14 protein-coding genes are annotated in these 17426 nt (G+C 73.4%); 6 read left to right on the forward strand and 8 right to left on the reverse strand.

Annotated elements, in window-relative coordinates:
* Positions 1–205 precede the first annotated feature (205 nt).
* The 3 genes from ACSMX9_RS04015 to ACSMX9_RS04025 form a co-directional block, all read right to left on the reverse strand.
* Positions 206–1534 carry an NtaA/DmoA family FMN-dependent monooxygenase gene (locus tag ACSMX9_RS04015; protein WP_445400012.1) on the reverse strand — a complete coding sequence of 443 codons (1329 nt, stop codon included), beginning with the start codon at positions 1532–1534 and terminating at the stop codon, positions 206–208.
* The gene (locus ACSMX9_RS04020) at positions 1531–2610 is read right to left on the reverse strand and encodes an LLM class flavin-dependent oxidoreductase (RefSeq protein ID WP_445400014.1); all 1080 of its coding nucleotides are present in this window, start codon (positions 2608–2610) and stop codon (positions 1531–1533) included. The genes ACSMX9_RS04015 and ACSMX9_RS04020 overlap by 4 nt, the downstream gene beginning before the upstream one ends.
* Before the next feature lie 164 nt (positions 2611–2774).
* Positions 2775–4565 (reverse strand): FAD/NAD(P)-binding protein, encoded by a 1791-nt coding sequence (locus ACSMX9_RS04025; protein WP_445400016.1) that lies wholly within the window; start codon positions 4563–4565, stop codon positions 2775–2777.
* A 752-nt stretch (positions 4566–5317) separates the two neighbouring features.
* Between ACSMX9_RS04025 and ACSMX9_RS04030 the strand changes: the two genes are divergently transcribed.
* Positions 5318–5527 (forward strand): hypothetical protein, encoded by a 210-nt coding sequence (locus tag ACSMX9_RS04030; RefSeq protein WP_445400018.1) that lies wholly within the window; start codon positions 5318–5320, stop codon positions 5525–5527.
* A gap of 65 nt (positions 5528–5592) precedes the next feature.
* On the opposite strand, the gene ACSMX9_RS04035 is transcribed toward ACSMX9_RS04030, so the two are convergent.
* Entirely contained in the window at positions 5593–6780 is a 1188-nt protein-coding gene (locus ACSMX9_RS04035) for a DUF5685 family protein (RefSeq protein ID WP_445400020.1), read from the reverse strand.
* A 286-nt stretch (positions 6781–7066) separates the two neighbouring features.
* Here ACSMX9_RS04035 and ACSMX9_RS04040 point away from each other — a divergent pair, with 286 nt between their 5' ends.
* On the forward strand, positions 7067–7516 hold the full coding sequence (locus ACSMX9_RS04040; RefSeq protein ID WP_351242775.1) for a cell division protein SepF: 450 nt from the start codon (positions 7067–7069) through the stop codon (positions 7514–7516).
* A 126-nt stretch (positions 7517–7642) separates the two neighbouring features.
* On the opposite strand, the gene ACSMX9_RS04045 is transcribed toward ACSMX9_RS04040, so the two are convergent.
* Entirely contained in the window at positions 7643–9355 is a 1713-nt protein-coding gene (locus ACSMX9_RS04045) for an MFS transporter (protein ID WP_445400022.1), read from the reverse strand.
* A gap of 497 nt (positions 9356–9852) precedes the next feature.
* Here ACSMX9_RS04045 and ACSMX9_RS04050 point away from each other — a divergent pair, with 497 nt between their 5' ends.
* Positions 9853–10875 carry a phosphatase PAP2 family protein gene (locus tag ACSMX9_RS04050; protein ID WP_445400024.1) on the forward strand — a complete coding sequence of 341 codons (1023 nt, stop codon included), beginning with the start codon at positions 9853–9855 and terminating at the stop codon, positions 10873–10875.
* A 96-nt stretch (positions 10876–10971) separates the two neighbouring features.
* Here the strand turns inward: ACSMX9_RS04050 and ACSMX9_RS04055 are convergent, their stop codons facing one another.
* Positions 10972–11187: an I78 family peptidase inhibitor gene (locus tag ACSMX9_RS04055; RefSeq protein ID WP_351242781.1), complete on the reverse strand. Its 216-nt coding sequence runs from the start codon at positions 11185–11187 to the stop codon at positions 10972–10974.
* A gap of 376 nt (positions 11188–11563) precedes the next feature.
* Between ACSMX9_RS04055 and ctaD the strand changes: the two genes are divergently transcribed.
* A complete protein-coding gene (ctaD, locus tag ACSMX9_RS04060; RefSeq protein ID WP_445400026.1) occupies positions 11564–13291 on the forward strand; it encodes an aa3-type cytochrome oxidase subunit I in 1728 nt (575 codons plus the stop codon).
* Between the two features lie 71 nt (positions 13292–13362).
* Here ctaD and ACSMX9_RS04065 read toward each other — a convergent pair whose 3' ends face one another.
* Positions 13363–14031: a LysM peptidoglycan-binding domain-containing protein gene (locus ACSMX9_RS04065; protein ID WP_445400028.1), complete on the reverse strand. Its 669-nt coding sequence runs from the start codon at positions 14029–14031 to the stop codon at positions 13363–13365.
* 567 nt (positions 14032–14598) lie between these two features.
* Between ACSMX9_RS04065 and ACSMX9_RS04070 the strand changes: the two genes are divergently transcribed.
* Both ACSMX9_RS04070 and ACSMX9_RS04075 read left to right on the forward strand, forming a co-directional pair.
* The gene (locus ACSMX9_RS04070; protein WP_445400030.1) at positions 14599–15384 is read left to right on the forward strand and encodes a hypothetical protein; all 786 of its coding nucleotides are present in this window, start codon (positions 14599–14601) and stop codon (positions 15382–15384) included.
* Positions 15385–15524: 140 nt separating this feature from the next.
* Entirely contained in the window at positions 15525–15890 is a 366-nt protein-coding gene (locus ACSMX9_RS04075; protein WP_445400032.1) for a hypothetical protein, read from the forward strand.
* Positions 15891–15923: 33 nt separating this feature from the next.
* Here the strand turns inward: ACSMX9_RS04075 and der are convergent, their stop codons facing one another.
* A complete protein-coding gene (gene der, locus ACSMX9_RS04080) occupies positions 15924–17399 on the reverse strand; it encodes a ribosome biogenesis GTPase Der (protein ID WP_445400034.1) in 1476 nt (491 codons plus the stop codon).
* Positions 17400–17426 lie beyond the last annotated feature (27 nt).

Genomic DNA, 17426 nt, shown 5'->3' on the forward strand with positions numbered 1-17426 from the left:
AGACCCGACGGGGTGGAACAAGGGCACCTTTCGGCCGTACCCGACGGACGGGGCGGGCGACGCCGGGCCGCGGGGGTGGTGCACCTCCCGCCGCCCTGCACCGCGCACGCGCCGTTCGGGGACGCGCACCACCACCCGGAACGACCGGAAGCCGACCGGCCGGAGGGCCGGTCGGCCCACGGCGGCCCGGCGGCGTCCGGTGTCCTCACGCCGCCCGTGGTCCGGTCCGGGTGCGGGCCTCGGGCAGGCCCAGGTGGGAGCGGAGGGTGCGGCCGGTGTACGCGGTGCGGAAGGCACCCCGTTCCTGGAGCAACGGGACCACCCGGGCGATGAACTCGTCCAGGCCGCCGGGGGTGAGGTGCGGCACCAGGATGAAGCCGTCCGCGGCGCGGCCGTCCACGAACGCGACGAGTTCGTCGGCCACCGCGTGGGGGGTGCCCACAAAGGACTGGCGCGCGGTCGCCTCGATCACGGTCTGCCGGATCGACAGGCCCCCGGCCTCGGAGAGAGCGCGCCACGCGGCGGCGATCGCCGTGGGGTCCCCCATCGTCGTGCGCCCCTGCGTCAGCCCGGAGCGGGGTTCCGGGTCGAAGGCGGGCAGGGGGCCGTCGGGATCGTGGGCGGAGAGGTCCACGCCCCAGACCTGTTCCAGGGTGTTGATCGCGTTCTGCGGGGAGATCTGCTGGCGCCGGATCTCGACCGCGCGGTCCCGGGCCTCGGCCTCGGTGTCCCCCAGGACCACGGTGGCGCCCGGCATGATCTTCAGGTCCTCCGGCTCCCGCCCGTACCGGCGGAGCCGGTCCTTGACGTCGGCGTAGAAGGCGCGGCCGGCCTCCGGGGTGCCGTGCCGGCTGAAGACCACGTCCGCGGTGGCGGCGGCGAACTCGCGGCCCTCGGGGGAGTCCCCGGCCTGGATCACCACGGGGTGCACCTGGGGAGAGCGCGGCAGGGTGAACCGGCCCTCGATGTCGAACTGCTCGCCGCGGTGGGCGAAGGGTCGGGGAGTGCCCTCGGGGGTCCACGAGTCCCACAGTTCGCGGGCGGTGGCCACGAACTCGGCCGCCCTGGTGTACCGGTCGGCCCGGTCGAGGTAGCCGCCGCGCCGGAAGTTCTGCCCGGTGAAGGCGTCCGAGGAGGTGACGACGTTCCAGGCCGCCCGGCCCCCGCTGAGGTGGTCCAGGGTCGCCAGTCGTCGGGCGAGTTCGAAGGGCTCGTTGAAGGTCGCGTTCACGGTGGCCGCGAGCCCCAGCCGGTCGGTGACGGCGGCGAGCGCGTTGAGCACGGTGATCGACTCGGGACGGCCCACCACGTCCAGGTCGTGGATCTCGCCCTTGTGCTCGCGCAGCCGGAGTCCTTCGGCGAGGAAGAAGAAGTCGAAGAGTCCCGCCTCGGCGACCTTGGCCAGGTGCTCGAAGGAGGCGAAGTCGATCTGCGAGCCGGAGCGCGGATCGGACCAGACGGTGGTGTTGTTGACGCCGGGGAAGTGGGCGGCGAGGTGGATGCGCCGCCGGGCCCGGCGGGGGCTCCGGCTCATGAGGGGACCCCCGTCGGGGCGTAGCGGTTGGCGGGGCGGGCGAGCCCCAGGTGTTCCCGCAGGGTGCTGCCGGGATAGAAGGTGCGGAACAGGGCCCGGTGTTGGAGCAGCGGAACCGTGCCGTTCACCAGCCGCTCCAGGTCGCGGCGCGGTTCGAGGGGGGTCAGGTGGAAGCCGTCGACCGTCCCCCGTCCGTGCCAGGCGGCGAGGAGGTCGGCGAGGTCCACCGGGCCGCCCCGGTAGAGCGGTCCGCGGGGGCTGGGCCGCGGCCCGCCCCCGCCGTGCCCCGGTTCGGCGGCGCGTTCCCCTTCGCCGAGGTCGACGGTGAGGGCCGCGAGGACCCGCAGGCCGTCCGGGTCCCGGCCGTGGGCCGCGGCCGCGGCGCGCAGCTCGTCCCCCAGCTCCTCGCTCTGCTCGGGGCCGACCGCCCGGATCAGGGCGACCTCGGCGTGGCGGGCGGCGGTGTCCCGGGCGGCCGGGTCGGTGGCGTCGACGACGATGACGGGGTGGCCCTGCGGGGGGCGTGGCACGATGGAGGGGCCCTTCACCGAGAAGGAGGCGCCCTGGAAGTCGACGTGGTGCAGCTTGGCGCGGTCGACGAACCTGCCGGTCGCCACGGAGCGGATCTCGGCGTCGTCCTCCCAGCTGTCCCACAGCCGTCGGGACACCTCGGCGACCTCGGTGGCCTCCTGCCACAGGTGGTGGGCGTGGGCGGCCTCGCGACGCCCGAAGAGCCGGGCCTCGCCCTCGCCGGGGGAGACCTCGGGGCGCCAGCCCGCCCGCCCCCGGCTGACCCAGTCCAGGCTGGCCACGGCCGCTTGGACGTGGAAGGGCTCGGTGTGGGTGGTGGTCACGGTCGGGACGAGTCCGACCCGCGCGGTGAGCGGGGCGACGTGGGCGAGCACGGCGAGCGCATCGGGGCCGGGGCGGGCGAAGGAGTCGCCGAGGGTGACGAAGTCGAGGGCACCGCGTTCCGCGAGCCGCACCAGTTCGGCGTAGGGCTCGGGATGGTAGGTGTCGGTCAGGTCGACGGCGGCGGCCAGGTGCAGCAGGCCGCGGCCCGGGGAGGCAGTCATGCGAACGAGCCTTTCCGGTGGGGGTCGTCCCCGGTGCCCTGGGCGCCGGGCCCGCCCCGGTCGGGGGCGGTCCGGGCGGCGGGTCGGGGAACGGTGCGGTCGGGGGCGGGCAGCCCCTCGGGGTGGGTCTCCGACGTCTCGACGCGCGGTACGGGCGGGTCCCGTCAGCCGGCGGGGCAACAGGAGAGGTCGCGCAGGAAGGCCAGGACCGCCCGTGCGGTGGCGTCGTTCTGCCGGAAGGCGGGGCCGCCGGTGCGGGGCCGGGTGAACGCGCCGGCGACCCGGGCGTCGGTGTGCGGGCCCAGTGCGAACAGCCGGGGGTGCGGTGCTCCGTCCCGGTCCAGCACCCGGCCGTCCGCGGGGTCGACCGCGAGCAGCCCGGCAGCGGTGGTCCGTGCGCCCCGGGCGTGCAGCCCGCGCAGCAGCGGATCGGTGGTGGCCGTCAGGGTGGGGTCCGGCAGCCGCGCCTCGACGAGGGCACGGGCCCGGACCGTGCGCCCGGGCACGGAGGTGCCGTGCGCGCGGAACGTCCCGTCCCCGGCGGTGATCGTCAGGCCGGCGCCGAGGAAGCGGACGACCCCGGCCCGGGAGAGCGCGAGGAGTTGTCGCAGCCGGGGACCGGGGGGACCCGAGGCGAGGTGGCTGAAGAAGCCGTGCCACCAGGGGCCGGTGTCGCCCAGCCGGCTCAGTTGCCCGTACACCGACAGCAGAGCGAGGAAGACGGCCAGGTCGGGGCTGTGCGCGGGATCGTGACGACGGCTGAGGTCGGCGCTGATGTAGGCGCGCAGACCGTGTTGGAGGGCGTCGGCGTCCGGGTAGCGGATGCCGGCCAGGGGGCGGTCCAGGGCCGCCAGGTCCAGTCGGTCGACGGGGTCGGGCACCGAGGCGGCGACCAGGGCGGCGAGTTCGGGCCCCCCGGGCGCCGCGGCGGCGTACCCCCGTTCGAAGTCGCCCCAGGCGGTCCGGGTGCGTTCGGGGTGGGCGGTGAAGAGCCGGTGGTAGTGGGCGAAGCCCAACTCCTTGTCCACCAGGGGCCAGACGTCCCGGGCGAAGTCCCACCCGCCGGGGCGGGCGCGCAGGGCGTCGACCTCCGCGGGGCCGAAGAAGCGGGGCAGCGGCGGGCGCCGCCCCTGCCAGGGGTAGCCGGGCTTGGCGTGGTAGGGCACCCCGCGTCGGGAACCGACGTGCAGCACGGGCTCCCGCCCGGAGGGCCGGTAGGTCAACGTGCCGCCGGGCCCCTTCCGGTACGTTCCGCCGCGGCCCTCGGTGAGGAGGACCATCAGATCGACGAAGGCGAGCCCGAACCCGCGGACCAGGACCTCCGCGCCCGGTTCCAGTACCGACAGATCGAGGTCGGCGGTGGAGTCCGGCGGCAGGTGCACCAGCCCGTTCCGTTGCGCGTGTTCCCGTAACTCCTTCTGCTCCGCGTCGAGTTCGGCACCGACATGGCCGAGCGAGAGGATCACCAGATCGGCGGCGAGCGGTTCGGCGCGCCCCTCGATCCAGACCTGTTGGCGGCCGCGCCGGGGGCCGTGCACGCCGACCACCCGCCCCGGGTGGTGGTGCACCTCCACCCGGGGCGGCAGCGCGGCCACCGCCCGCTCGTAGACCCAGCGCAGGTAGGAGCCGCCGAGTCGGCGCCCGGGGAAGTGGGCGCCCTCGACCCCGGCCCACTCGTGGAGGGTGGGTCCGGGCGTGACGGGCCCTTCGAGGGGGACGGTGTCGTCGGTGAACATGGTGATGTCCTCGGCCGTGGAGTTCATCCACAGCAGCGGGGACTGCTCCTGGCGCCAGATGCGACCGCCGCCGGGCGGATGCGGGTCGACCAGGTGGATGTCGAGGGCGCCCGCCCCCGGGCCGGCCCAGACCTCGGGCAGATTGGCGGCGATGCGTTCCAACAGGCCGGTGGCCCGGGGGCCGGCTCCCACCACGACGAGGCTGGTGCGCGCGGTCACCGGACGGCCTCCGCCCCGCGGGCACGGTGAGCTTGCCGGCGGGACCGGCCGACGCCGGGGACGGGGACGTCCCGAGAGGTGCGGGTGGGGGCGGGGGGACTCTTGTCGAGCGTGGGCAAGGGCATGCGAAGGCTCCGCGGGCACGGGAAGTCGACACGGACTTGCCTTCACACGGGATGCGGACCGAGCCCCTCAGCAGCGGTCCCCTTCCCAAGTCGCCTTGAGATTAAGGGGTTTGTCACCCGAACTGTCAAGGGTGTCCGCATGCTGAGCGGTCCGTCTCATTCCGGTTGACGCCCCATCGGATGCCTGTTCCACTTGTGCCATGCATCCGCAGCAGTGGCTGGTCACGCGCTCCCACATCGACTTCGGTCGAGTGTGGTCGGCGTCCTGTTGAGCTGACCCCGTGCTGCCCGAGCCCGTGGCGTTCCGCGCGGGCGTCGCCCGGCGTTCTCCCCGCTGACGAGGACGGCCGCGATCCCTTCGCGTTCACGGCGCACCGACACCGTACGGAGTGCCGGTGCGGCTCGGTCGCCCCCGCGCTGCCCCGAGGCGTGCACCTCCACCCCGTTCGCCCCGGCCTCCACGCACCACCCGCGTTCCTGCCGTACCCGTTCCCCCCGTGCCTTCACACGCACCCCTGCTCACCCCCCTCGCTCCACCGCCCCGCACAGCCGTCCCGTTCCGTGGACGCCGCGTCCTCGCACCTTCGGGGACGCACCCGCCCGTCGGTCCTTGGAGAACGTCACGCCATGAGCACGTCCCCCCTGCCCGGACGCCCCGGCCTCCTCACGTTCGCGCTGATCACCGCCGCCACCCTGGTGCTCACCGGGCGCACGGCGGACGGCACCGGAACGGGCGGCGGGGGCGCCGCCCCGCCCGCGCTCACCGGCGACGCGCACGGCATCGACACCGGCGGCTCCCGCGCCGGCGACGAGCGCCGTGGGACGCCGACCCCGTGATTCGGCCGACGGCGGTCAGGAGTCCTCGACCCGCAGTGCGCCCGGGGTGACGGACCGCACCCCGTTCAACAGTTGCAGTCACAGTTGCAGTCGCAGCACCCGCCGTCGTCCTCGCCGTTGCCGCAGCTACAACAGTTGCAACAGTCCGTACAGTTGCCGCAGTCACTACAAGAGTGGCACCACCCGTCACGACGCTCCCGGGACCACGGGTCCTCGTGTTCGCAACAGCACAGCTGACACGTGCAGGCGAGTCCGGCCCACACCAGGCAACCGGCGAACATCCCCCGGCGGTCCCGGTGGGGCGGGGGCTGCGGACCGGCCCCGGGCGCGCCGGGACGACCGGGAGCGTACGGACCGCCCGGCGCACGTGCTGCTTCCGGCGCGGCATGGGAGCAGGCGGACCCGCCGAAGGCGCGGTCCACCGAGGTGCGCAGCTCGTGGACGAGCAGCCGGTGGACGAGGCGACCGTCCGTGAAGTCGGCGGCGCGCAGGGCGAGCCGGATGCCGTGCAGCGCGTCCTCGGCCAGCCGTCGGGCCTCCAGGAGGTCCGTACCGGTGGCCGCGAGCGGGTTCCAGGCCCCGGAGGCGACGTCGGCCTCCCGGTCCTCGACGGCGTCGAGGAGGTGGGCGAGCCGCCCGAAGAACCGTCCCGCCTCGGTGAGCGGTTCGACGTTGCACGGCCGCCCCGCGAGGACGGCCGTGTACCCGAAGGCCGCGGCGGTGGCCGTCTCGGTGGGCTCCGTGACGGCCAACAGCGGGGTGCCGGGCCCGGCGAGGGCCTCGATCCCGGTCTGCCGGTCCACCGCGTCGAGCAGCACGGCCGTGTCGAACCCCACCTCCGCCCCGGTGCGCCGACCCGCCTCGTCCCAGTGCGTCGCCACCCTCCGGGCAGCGGCGGCCAGCGGGCGGCGTGCCAACAGTCCGTCACCGTCGTGGGCGTGGTCGCGCACCTTGGCCGCGGCCAGCACCAGCGAGACCGCGGCGGCGAGCCGGGCCCCCTCGCCCCGGGCGACGGACGCGCCCCGCATCCCGCGCAGCGGACAGGGGCCCGCCCGGCGGCGCCCCCGCCCCTCGGGCGCGGCCTGAGCCTCCGTCAACACGGAGACCAGCAGACCATCGTAATTCGTGACGATCCGGGCGAACTGCCCGTGCTCACGCCGCAACGCCAGGCACAATCCACACAAATGAGCCATCCATGTGGCGCTGAGCTGCTCCCCCAGGCGGTGCCGACACGGTCTGACGATCCCGAACACGACGTTCCCCTCCCCGTGACGCGCGTCCTTCGGGCGGCATGGTAGCCGCCGACCGTTCACCCGGACGCCCCGACCGTCACCCAAACGCCGCGAGAAATCATATTTCACTCACAGTCAGCAGCGTTGTTCCGCACGACCCTTGGAATCAAGGGACCCGAACCGATTTGCTGTGCACCAGTACCGTCACGAAAAGCCAGCGCGGTCACGTTCCCCTTGGCGCGCTGTCAGCATCATGGTCGACCATAGGGGACGGAACCACGCAAGACCGCTGTGAGAGGAGGCGCCCATGGGATCGGTGCGCAAGGCGAGTGCCTGGCTTGGCCTCGTCGACGACAACGATGACGAGCGTTACTACGACCGCTACGAACCCGACACGGACGACGCGACCGAGGGCCACGGCAACGCCTGGGTGACCGACCCCCGCGTGCAGGTGGCCTCCGACACCGCCGAGGAGAGCGGACGCCGCATCGGCACGGTCACCCCGGACAGCTTCCGGGACGCCCGCGCCATCGGCGAACTGTTCCGGGACGGGGTCCCCGTCATCGTCAACCTCACGGCCATGGAGCCCGGCGACGCCAAGCGCGTCGTCGACTTCGCGGCCGGGCTGACCTTCGGACTGCGCGGCTCGATCGAACGCGTGGCCACCCGGGTCTTCCTGTTGACCCCCTCGCACACCGAGATCGTCAACGGCGAGGGTCCGGGTCGCCGGAACGACAACTTCTTCAACCAGAGCTGAGGCGGGGCCGCTCACCGGCGCGGCCGGGCGCCGCCGGTCGGACACGGGTCCGGACCGGCACCACGGACCGGGAGGGTTCGCGGAAGGCGTCGACACCGGTGAGCGTCCCGCCCGGCAGCACCCCGTTCACACCGCCGCGTCGGCCGACGCCCGGGACGCGCCCGCACTGCGCGGTAGCGGCACCTCCGCGCCGGGGGCGGCGCGACAGGCCAGGACCTCCGACTCCGGCACGTCCACCATCGTCCGCGGCAGCCGCAGCGCGGCCAGGGCACCGAGCAGCAGCAGCACCGCGCTCACCACCAGGGTCAGGTGCAGCCCGGTCACGAAGGCGTCCCGCGCGGTGGCGCGCAGCGCCTCGCCCGACGGGCCGTCGAGCCGCCCGGCCACCTCGTACGCCTCCCCCAGCGAGTGGCGCGCCGCCTCCCGCGCCTCGGCGGGCACCCCGGCGAGACCGGCGAACCCCTGCCCGTAGGCGGCGTTCATCACGCTGCCGAGCAGGGCGATCCCGATGCCGGCGCCGAGTTGGTAGGAGGTCTCCCCGATCGCGGCGGCGCCCCCGGCCCGCTCGGGCGGGGCCTCGGCGAGCATGGACTCGTAGGACCCGAAGAGGGTCGTCTCCAGTCCGAAGCCGAGCATCAGGAACCCGGTCAGCAGCAACCCCGGGTTGTCCCGGTGCCCCATGGGGGTGAGGGTGAGGACGGCGGTCGCGGTGAGCGCGAAGCCCAGGGCGACCGTGGTGCGCGGCCCCCACCGGCGCAGCAGCCGGGCGCCGGCGAGACCCGCGGCCATCGCGGCGACGGTGAGCGGCAGCAGCCGCAGCCCCGTCTCCAGCGGGGAGAGCCCGAGGACGAGTTGCAGGTACTGGGCCGCGACCAGTTCCAGCCCCACCAGGGCGAGCATCGCGAGGACGATGCAGCCAACCGAGGTGCTGAACGCGGGCCGGGCGAAGAGGGCCAGGTCGACCAGCGGGCTCCGGCGCGCGCGCTGGCGCCGGACGAACGCGGTGAGCAGCGCTCCCCCGGCGAGCAGCGGGGCCAGGGTGAGCAACCCCGCGGCGTCCGCGCCGATCTCGCCGCTCCCCAACCGCTTCACCCCGAGGACCACCCCGAAGAGCCCGACCGCGGCCATCAGCGCACCCGCCACGTCCCAGGGACCGTCGCGCTTCCCGGTGGACTCGGGCAACAGCAGCCGGCCGAGGGGGAGGCTGACCACCATCAGCGGGATGTTGACCAGGAAGACCGAACCCCACCAGAAGTGTTCCAGGAGGAAGCCGCCGACCAGCGGTCCGGCGGCCGCGCCGACGGCGGCCACCGCGCTCCAGACGCCGATGGCCAGGGCCCGCTCCCGTCGTTCGGGGAAGACCTGCCGCAGGATGGAGAGCGTGGCGGGCATGATCATCGCTCCGCCCACCCCGAGCAGGGCCCGCGCCACGATCAGGACGCCCGGTCCGTCGGCGAAGGCGGCGAGGCCGGAGGCGACGCCGAACAGCGCGTAGCCCAGGAGCAGCACCCGGCGCCGGCCGACCCGGTCGCCCAGGGTGCCGAAGAGGATGAGCAGGGAGGCGCAGACCAGCGGGTAGGCGTCGACGATCCAGAGCAGTTCGGTGCCGCTGGGCCGGAGGTCCTCGGTGACCGCCGGCACGGCGACGTGCAGCACGGTGGCGTCGACGGCGACCAACAGCAGGCTGACGCAGAGGACGAGCAGGACGAGCCAGCGGTTGGCCTCGCCCGAGGGACCGCCACCGCCGAGCGCGGCCCGGAGGCGGTCCAGGGGCGGGGCCGTCCGGGAGCGGGGACCGTCCGCGGCCTCGCGCGCGGCGGCCGTGGTCGTCCCTGGCATGCGGTACCTCCCGGTGGTTCTCTCGCACGCGGCGGAGCCTGTCGACGGGGCGTCCACGGCGGTGGAGCGGTTCTCCCCGGGGTCCGGGCCGCTCGGGGCGAGTGAGCCGCAAGCGTACGCGAGTCGGAGATGACCGTGAGTGGCGGGCCTTGCCGCGATGACCCCGATCCGTGTGGCATGCACCACGACACGGCCCGCCCCCGCACAGCGGGCATGACGCTCCGTGTCCGCACCCTACCTCCGGGTGAGGGGCAACTCGCGCTCCGCCCGCGGTCGTTGGCGCGCCGCCCCGAATTCCCGGCGCAGGTGGACAGGGAATTGCGCCACGGGATAAAGCGGCTCTCGATAGACCGAACGAGAATGTATGAGAACTCCTTCATGAAATAGGCACGACTCCGCATTGTCCGGCCCCGGTTGAGAGGAAAGCCACATCACATGGTCATCACAAAGCGGGGGATTCGACCGGACCGTCGGTGGGCACCTGTAACGTCGATTGAGTGCGTACCGATCGAAACCCCACCCGTCTGGACCGGGTGTTCGCCCGCCTGGACCGTGAGCCGGAACGACCGGCCCACGTCCGGGCGCCGGAGATGAGCCGGCACCGGATCGTCCTGTTCTCGGCGACCCTGGCCTTCTACGCGGCGATCGTGGTCGCGGTCCTGACCACCTCGTGGCTGGTCCGCCTGGACTGGCAGGTGATGTTCTTCCGGCCGTACCAGCAGTGGCCCGAACTCCATCCGTTCCTCGACTACTACGTCGTCCTGGGCCAGCGGGGCCCGACCGCCGTGATGGTCGCCGCCTGGTTGGGATGGCGGTCGTGGCGGCAGCACACCCTGCGCCCGATGCTCACCCTGGGACTGTCCCTGCTGCTGCTGAACGTCACGGTCGGCGCGGCGAAGCTGGGCATGGGGCGCCTCGGTCCGCACTACGCGACGGCGATCGGTTCGAACGAGATGTGGCTCGGCGGCGATATATTTCCCTCCGGGCACACCGCGAACGCCGTGGTCACCTGGGGCATCCTCGCCTATCTGGCGTCGACCCCGCGGGCCCGCCGCTATCTGTCGGCGCTCTCCGCCATCGTCTCGCTCGGGGTGGGTCTGACCACCGTCTACCTGGGTACGCACTGGCTCAGCGACGTCCTCCTCGGCTGGGCCGCCGGTCTGTTGATCCTGCTGGCCCTGCCCTGGTTCGAGCCGCTGATCGCCCGGGCGGAGGCGGAACTGCTCGCCCGGCGCGGTGCCCTCCGCGGTCGCAGGTCGCCGGCCCCGCTCCCCGGCACGGCCGCCCCGGCGGCGGAGGCGCCCGGGATCGCACGGGTCACCGTCCCCGCGCCGGCCGCCCGTCCGGCGTCCGCCGCCGGGCGGGAGCCCGCGGGGTGGCCGTCGCCCGGCGGTCACGCCCCGCGCCCGGGCCGTGCGCCGGTCACCCCGGTCAGCGGTCGGCGGGGCTCCCGGCTCCCCGACCAGGACCCCGATTCGGTACCGGCCGGTGCGCCGGCCGGCAAGCAGCCCGGCGGATGACGGGCCGGAGTCCGGGACGCACCCCGGACCGCGACCGCACGGACGAAGGCCCCGGCTCCCCTGGGAGTCCCGGGGCCTTCGCGGCTTCCGGTCCGCTCAGCCCCGCCAGCAGCGGCGCACCACACCGTCGGCGACCTCGAAGTTCAGCCGTCCGAAGCGGTACTCCATGGTGACGAACGTGCCGGGAGCCAGGGAACGCACCGGGGACCAGCCCCGTTCCCGGGCCAGCCGTTCGGCGGGCTCGGCGGCCATCCCGACGTAGGCGTCGGGGTCGTCCTGGGGCTCTTCGGGCTGTCGCCACTGGGGTTCCATGCCGCCACGGTAGCCGCGCGCGGCCGGCTCGGGTTCCTTGCCGGTCACACTTGTGTCACAGGATCACGACACGGTTATGCGTTCCGTCGACCCGTACGAACGGGCGTTTTCCCTTGTCATGAATACGGTTCCAGAAGGATCGGCTCCGCGCTTTATCGAACCCAATCGGGCATCAGGAATAAGCCTTCGAAGAAACTCGCTCGCAATCCGCCGCGACCGTATGGGCGCACCTCCCTCCGACCGTCGAATAGGCCGTCGGGGCGGAGGATTTTCACGCTTCCCCCACACAACACACGGACTCCTTCGGCGAGAAGCCGTGGCGGGCCCCCGATCATGAACACCCGGCGCGGGGGCGAGAACCAGGGAGGCACGGTCGATGGCGACCGGGAACACGCGAGCGGTCGGTCAGCCGCCCCACGACGGCGCACGGGACCCGGACGGGAGGGCCCGCCCCGTCCCCGACGCCCCCCGGCACCGCGGTGCCGGGCGGTTGGTCGTGGACTGGTTGACCACCACCGACCACAAGAAGGTCGGCCATCTGTATCTGATCACCGCGTTCGCGTTCTTCCTGATCGCCGGGGCGATGGCCCTGGTGATGCGCGCCGAGCTCGCCCGGCCGGGAACCCAACTGGTGTCCAACGAGCAGTTCAACCAACTCTTCACGCTGCACGGCACGATCATGCTGTTGCTCTTCGCGACCCCGACCTTCGCGGGATTCGCCAACGAGATCGTGCCGCTCCAGATCGGCTCCCCCGATGTGGCCTTTCCCCGTCTGAACATGCTGTCCTACTGGCTGTTCCTGTTCGGCGGGCTGATCGTGCTGGGCTCGCTGCTCACCCCGGGCGGCGGTGCGGACTTCGGCTGGTTCGCCTACGCCCCGCTCAACAGTTCGCGGTACGCACCGGGCATCGGCGCCGACATGTGGATCATGGGCCTCGCGCTGGCGGGCTTCGGCACCATCCTGGGCGCGGTGAACTTCCTGACCACCATCGTCGGCATGCGGGCCCCGGGCATGACGATGTTCCGGCTGCCCGTCTTCACCTGGAACGTGCTCTTCACCTCGATCCTGGTGCTGATGGCGTTCCCGGTGCTGGCCGCGGCGCTGCTGGTGCTGGAGGCCGACCGGCGCTTCGGTTCGGTGGTGTTCGAGGCCGCGAACGGCGGAGCACTGCTGTGGCAGCACCTGTTCTGGTTCTTCGGGCACCCCGAGGTCTACATCATCGCCCTGCCGTTCTTCGGCATCGTCACGGAGGTCATCCCGGTCTTCGCCCGCAAGCCGATCTTCGGCTACCTGACGCTGGTGGGCGCCACCATGGCCATCACCGGACTGTCGGTCGTGGTCTGGGCGCACCACATGTTCGCGACCGGAGCCGTGCTCCTCCCCTACTTCTCCCTGATGTCGTTCCTGATCGCGGTGCCGACCGGGGTGAAGTTCTTCAACTGGACGGGGACCATGCTGAAGGGTTCGCTGTCGTTCGAGACGCCGATGCTGTGGGCGACCGGCTTCCTGGTGTCGTTCCTGCTCGGCGGGTTGACCGGGGTCCTCCTCGCCTCGCCGCCGCTGGACTTCCACGTCACGGACTCGTACTTCGTGGTGGCGCACTTCCACTACGTGGTGTTCGGAACGGTGGTCTTCGCGACGTTCGCCGGCTTCCACTTCTGGTGGCCGAAGTTCACCGGCAAGCTGCTGGACGAACGTCTCGGCAAGATCCACTTCTGGACGTTGTTCCTCGGCTTCCACCTGACGTTCCTGGTGCAGCACTGGCTCGGCGCCGAGGGCATGCCCCGGCGCTACGCGGACTACCTCGCCGCGGACGGGTTCACCGCGCTCAACACCCTCTCCACCGTGGGCGCGTTCCTGCTCGGGACCTCGACCCTGCCGTTCCTCTACAACGTGTGGCACACGGCCCGCCACGGCGTGCGGGTCACGGTGGACGACCCCTGGGGGTTCGGCCGCTCCCTGGAGTGGGCGACCTCCTGCCCGCCGCCGCGGCACAACTTCGTGACCATGCCGGTGATCCGTTCCGAGTCGCCCGCCTTCGACCTGCACCACCCCGAGATCGGCACCGCCCGGCGCACCGCCGCGGCGCACGAACCGGGGTAGCGCCCCGGACCCCCGCCCGGTGTGTCCGCGGCCCCGCCCCCGACCCTGGAGGGGGCGGGGCCGCGGTGCCTTCAGACGTCGAGCCGCTGCCCCGGCACGATCAGGTGCGGGTCGGCGCCGATGACGTCGCGGTTCACGGTGTGCAGGGTGCGCCAGTCGGTGCCGTACCGGGCGGCGATCGCACTCAGCGTGTCCCCGCCGCGCACGGTGTGGGTGCCCCGCGGATCGCGCTGCGGGGCTCCGCGGTCCGGGTGGCCCGGGGCGCGTTCGGACGCCGCCGGCTGCGCGGCGACCGGCGGCGGGGCCGAGGGGGCGACCGGGCGCTCGGGGGTGCGGGGCGTCGCACGGTTGCCCTGTGCGCTGGGGGACGCCGCGGCGGGGGCCGGACCGCTGGCTCCGGCGCGACGGGAACACACGGGCCAGGCGCCCCAGCCCTGGGCGCGCTGCACCCGGGTGGCCACGGCGATCTGCTGGGCCCGGGTGGCCCGGTCGGCGGTGGGGGCGTAGGCGGTGCCGCCGTGGGCCCGCCAGGTGCCGGGGGCGAACTGGAGTCCGCCGTGGTAGCCGTTGCCGGTGTTGATGGACCAGTTCCCGCCGCTCTCGCACTGGGCGATGCGGTCCCACACTCCGCCGTCCGCGGCGTGGGCGGGCCCCGACACCGCGAGCAGTCCCAGCGGGGCGAGCAGGGCGGCCCCGGCCAGAACGGCGATCCGACGGGTGGACGCGGGATGTCCGGACATGTGGGTTCCTCTCCCGACGACCCGGGCTCCCCCGAGGCGCACCGGTCCGACCGCGCGTGGGGCGCGGGCCGACCGGTCCACCCCCGTCCACCACCCGACGCGCGGGGCGCCGGGCTCGCCGTCGCTGCGGCGGGCGGACCTACCCGAGTGGTGCTCGATGCACACGGCCGAGGAATCTAGGGAGCCGGCGGCCCGGCATCAACCATCGGGCCGTTCCACCAGGCCAGTCGGCCTTTACCCCCGGTAGCGACACGTTCGCGTCACCCCCTTCATCGCCCGATGTCGTCATGTGTCTCCCGTCCGGCCGATCGGCCTGTGACCCAGTTCACCGCTCCAATCGCGTTGCCGGGGCACCGAATTGACCGTGCGTAACCGATTCTTCGCATCACCTCACGCTCTGCGCCGGATGGTTCGATTCCGTTCGCCGCCGGGCGTGACCATGCCCACAGCTCGCCCGTTGTCCCTGACATGAGCCGGGACCGCCCGGTTCGTCGGCCGGGGCCACCCGGTCCGAGCCGGGAGCCAGAGCCGCCCGGCGCCGCACGCCCGAGAACCTAGGAGCCCCCCGTGCCGCGCATGCTCGACGTCAGCGATGACGTACGCGCCGAGATCGGTGACGCAGAAGCCGACCGACTGCTCGCCGGTGAGAACGCCCCGGGCGGCTACGACTGCACGTCCTGCCGCACCCCGGGCGACTCGGAGCGGGAACGCACCAGCACCGTCCTGTTCATCGGCGAGGAGACCGCGGTCCTCGCCTTCGCCCACTCCACCTGCCTCCCCTCGCAGATCGTCAAGGTCAGCGAGGACGAGCTGAAGGGCGCCGTCCGTTCCATCACCGGCGGGGACCCCGCGGCCGCCACCGACCCGGACGCCCCCGAGCAGGCCGTGCTCGGCATCACCAGCGGACTGGTGCTCATCCAGGGCGAACTGCACCCCGCCCTGGTGGTGGAGCCCACCGCGGCCATCGCCCGCGCCGGCACCGCCGGCGAGCACGGCGACGAGTTCCTGCCGCTCCTGATCGAGCAGGGCTTCCGCCCGGTGGCCACCGTGGACGCGGCCCCCGCGGTGCTCCCCGGCTGGTCGGTGCTGTTGGCCGTGGGCCAACTGCACGCCATCCTCCAGCCCTCTCCCCAGGGCGGACAGCCGGTCGCCTGGTGGCAGGCGCACCAGCCCCTACAGGTGACCGAGGGGTGGCGCAGCGCCGCCAACAAGTCCCAGCAGATCCTGGTGTTCGCCGCACCCGTCGGCTCCATCGGCCGTCAGCCGCGCGAGGACCTGCTGCGCGAGGCGCTCGACAAGGCCGCCGTGAACGGTCGGCTCGTCGCCTGCGCCATGCCGCTCGCCGGCACCTGACCGCACCCGGGCCCCGCCCCGGCGCGGGGGCCCTCGATTCGGGCGCGCCGGCCGCATCCGTCGGGGCTCGGGGTCGTTGGCAGTGCGTGCACCCTGACGACCCCGCATTCCGTCCGCGCCCGCAGCGGCACGTTCCGTCCATGCGTCACCCGCAGGACCACCGGGGCGTCGTACCGGCCACGCCGATCTACGACGCCCTGTGCGACGAGTACCGCCGGCTGTTCCGGGCCCTGCCCGGTGATCGCAGCGGGGAGGAGGAGCTGCGGTTCACCGCCTTCGGGGGCGACCCGCGCGGCGACGCCCACGGGTACGCCACGCCCTCCGGGCTCACGGCGGGCGCGTACGCCACCGCCCCGCCCGGGGCGCCGCTCCCCCACCACCACGACCCCGGCTCGCGCTACCAGCCCCGCCCGCAGGCCCACCCCACCGGGATGGTCCCCGTCTGGCAGGGCCGCCCCGGACCGCCCCGGACGGCGCTGCCGCCCGCCCGCCGACGGAGCCCCTGACCGGGGCATCGGCGCGGCGGGCGGCGCCCGTCGCTACTTCTTGCGGCCCCGCTTCTCACGCACCCGCACCGAGAGGTGGATCGGGGTGCCCTCGAAACCGAACTCCTCGCGGAGCCGGCGCTCCACGAACCGGCGGTAGCCGTGCTCCAGGAAGCCGGAGGCGAACAGCACGAACCGGGGCGGCTTGGTCCCGGCCTGGGTGCCGAACAGGATGCGGGGCTGCTTGCCACCGCGGATCGGGTGCGGGTGCGCGGCGACCAGTTCGCCGAGGAACGCGTTCAAGCGGCCGGTGGGCACCCGGGTCTCCCACCCGGCCAGCGCCGTCTCGATCGCCGGCACCAGCTTCTCCATGTGCCGGCCGGTCCGCGCGGAGACGTTCACCCGGGGCGCCCAGGCGATCTGCCCCAGCTCGGTCTCGATCTCCCGCTCCAGGTAGTAGCGGCGCTCCTCGTCGAGGGTGTCCCACTTGTTGTAGGCGACGACGATCGCACGGCCCGCCTCCACCGCCATGGTGACGATGCGCTGGTCCTGGACGCTGATGGTCTCCGAAGCGTCGATCAGGATGACCGCGACCTCGGCCTTCTCCACCGCCGCGGCGGTGCGCAAGGAGGCGTAGTAGTCGGCGCCCTGCTGGAGGTGGACCCGCTTGCGGATGCCCGCGGTGTCCACGAACTTCCAGGTCGTGCCGCCCAGTTCGATGATCTCGTCCACCGGGTCGCGGGTGGTGCCCGCCAACTCGTTGACGACGACCCGCTCCTCCTGGGCGACCTTGTTGAGCAGCGAGGACTTCCCGACGTTGGGCCGGCCGATCAGGGCGATCCGTCGGGGGCCGCCGAGCGCGGTGCCGAAGCGCTGTGCCGGGGCCTCGGGCAATGCCTCCAGCACCGCGTCGAGCATGTCGCCGGTGCCCCGGCCGTGCAGTGCGGAGACGGGGTGCGGTTCGCCGAGGCCGAGCGACCAGAGCGAGGCGGCGTCCGCCTCGCCGCTGGGGCCGTCCACCTTGTTGGCGCAGAGCACCACCGGCTTGCCCGCCTTGCGCAGCAGTCGGACGACCGCCTCGTCGGTGTCGGTGGCACCGACCGTGGCGTCCACCACGAACACCACCGCGTCGGAGGCCTCGATCGCGTACTCCGCCTGGGCGGCCACCGAGGCGTCGATGCCGAGGACGTCCTGCTCCCAGCCGCCGGTGTCGACGACCTTGAACCGCCGCCCGGCCCATTCCGCCTCGTAGGTGACCCGGTCCCGGGTGACTCCCGGGCGGTCCTCCACGACCGCTTCGCGGCGGCCGATGATCCGGTTCACCAGGGTCGACTTGCCGACGTTCGGGCGACCGACGACGGCGAGGACCGGGAGCGGGCCGTGGCCGGCCTCCTCGATCGCGCCCTCGACGTCCTCCGGGTCGAAGCCCTCTTCGGCGGCGAGCTCCATGAACTCCGCGTACTCGGCGTCGCCGAGCGCACCGTGGTCGTGCCCGTCGCCCGCGCCCTCGGAGGGAGTGTGCTCGTTCATGAAGTCCGTACCTCGTTCATCGTGGTG

It is taken from the genome of Streptomyces sp. LE64 (assembly GCF_052606915.1).

What these genes read in the sequence shown, in the direction of transcription:
- ACSMX9_RS04015 (WP_445400012.1), bottom strand. Translation starts at nt 1,534, where the DNA reads ATGAGCCGGAGCCCCCGCCGGGCCCGGCGGCGCATCCACCTCGCCGCC.
- ACSMX9_RS04020 (WP_445400014.1), bottom strand. Translation starts at nt 2,610, where the DNA reads ATGACTGCCTCCCCGGGCCGCGGCCTGCTGCACCTGGCCGCCGCCGTC.
- ACSMX9_RS04030 (WP_445400018.1), top strand. Translation starts at nt 5,318, where the DNA reads ATGAGCACGTCCCCCCTGCCCGGACGCCCCGGCCTCCTCACGTTCGCG.
- ACSMX9_RS04040 (WP_351242775.1), top strand. Translation starts at nt 7,067, where the DNA reads ATGGGATCGGTGCGCAAGGCGAGTGCCTGGCTTGGCCTCGTCGACGAC.
- ACSMX9_RS04045 (WP_445400022.1), bottom strand. Translation starts at nt 9,355, where the DNA reads ATGCCAGGGACGACCACGGCCGCCGCGCGCGAGGCCGCGGACGGTCCC.
- ACSMX9_RS04055 (WP_351242781.1), bottom strand. Translation starts at nt 11,187, where the DNA reads ATGGAACCCCAGTGGCGACAGCCCGAAGAGCCCCAGGACGACCCCGAC.
- ctaD (WP_445400026.1), top strand. Translation starts at nt 11,564, where the DNA reads ATGGCGACCGGGAACACGCGAGCGGTCGGTCAGCCGCCCCACGACGGC.
- ACSMX9_RS04065 (WP_445400028.1), bottom strand. Translation starts at nt 14,031, where the DNA reads ATGTCCGGACATCCCGCGTCCACCCGTCGGATCGCCGTTCTGGCCGGG.
- ACSMX9_RS04075 (WP_445400032.1), top strand. Translation starts at nt 15,525, where the DNA reads ATGCGTCACCCGCAGGACCACCGGGGCGTCGTACCGGCCACGCCGATC.
- der (WP_445400034.1), bottom strand. Translation starts at nt 17,399, where the DNA reads ATGAACGAGCACACTCCCTCCGAGGGCGCGGGCGACGGGCACGACCAC.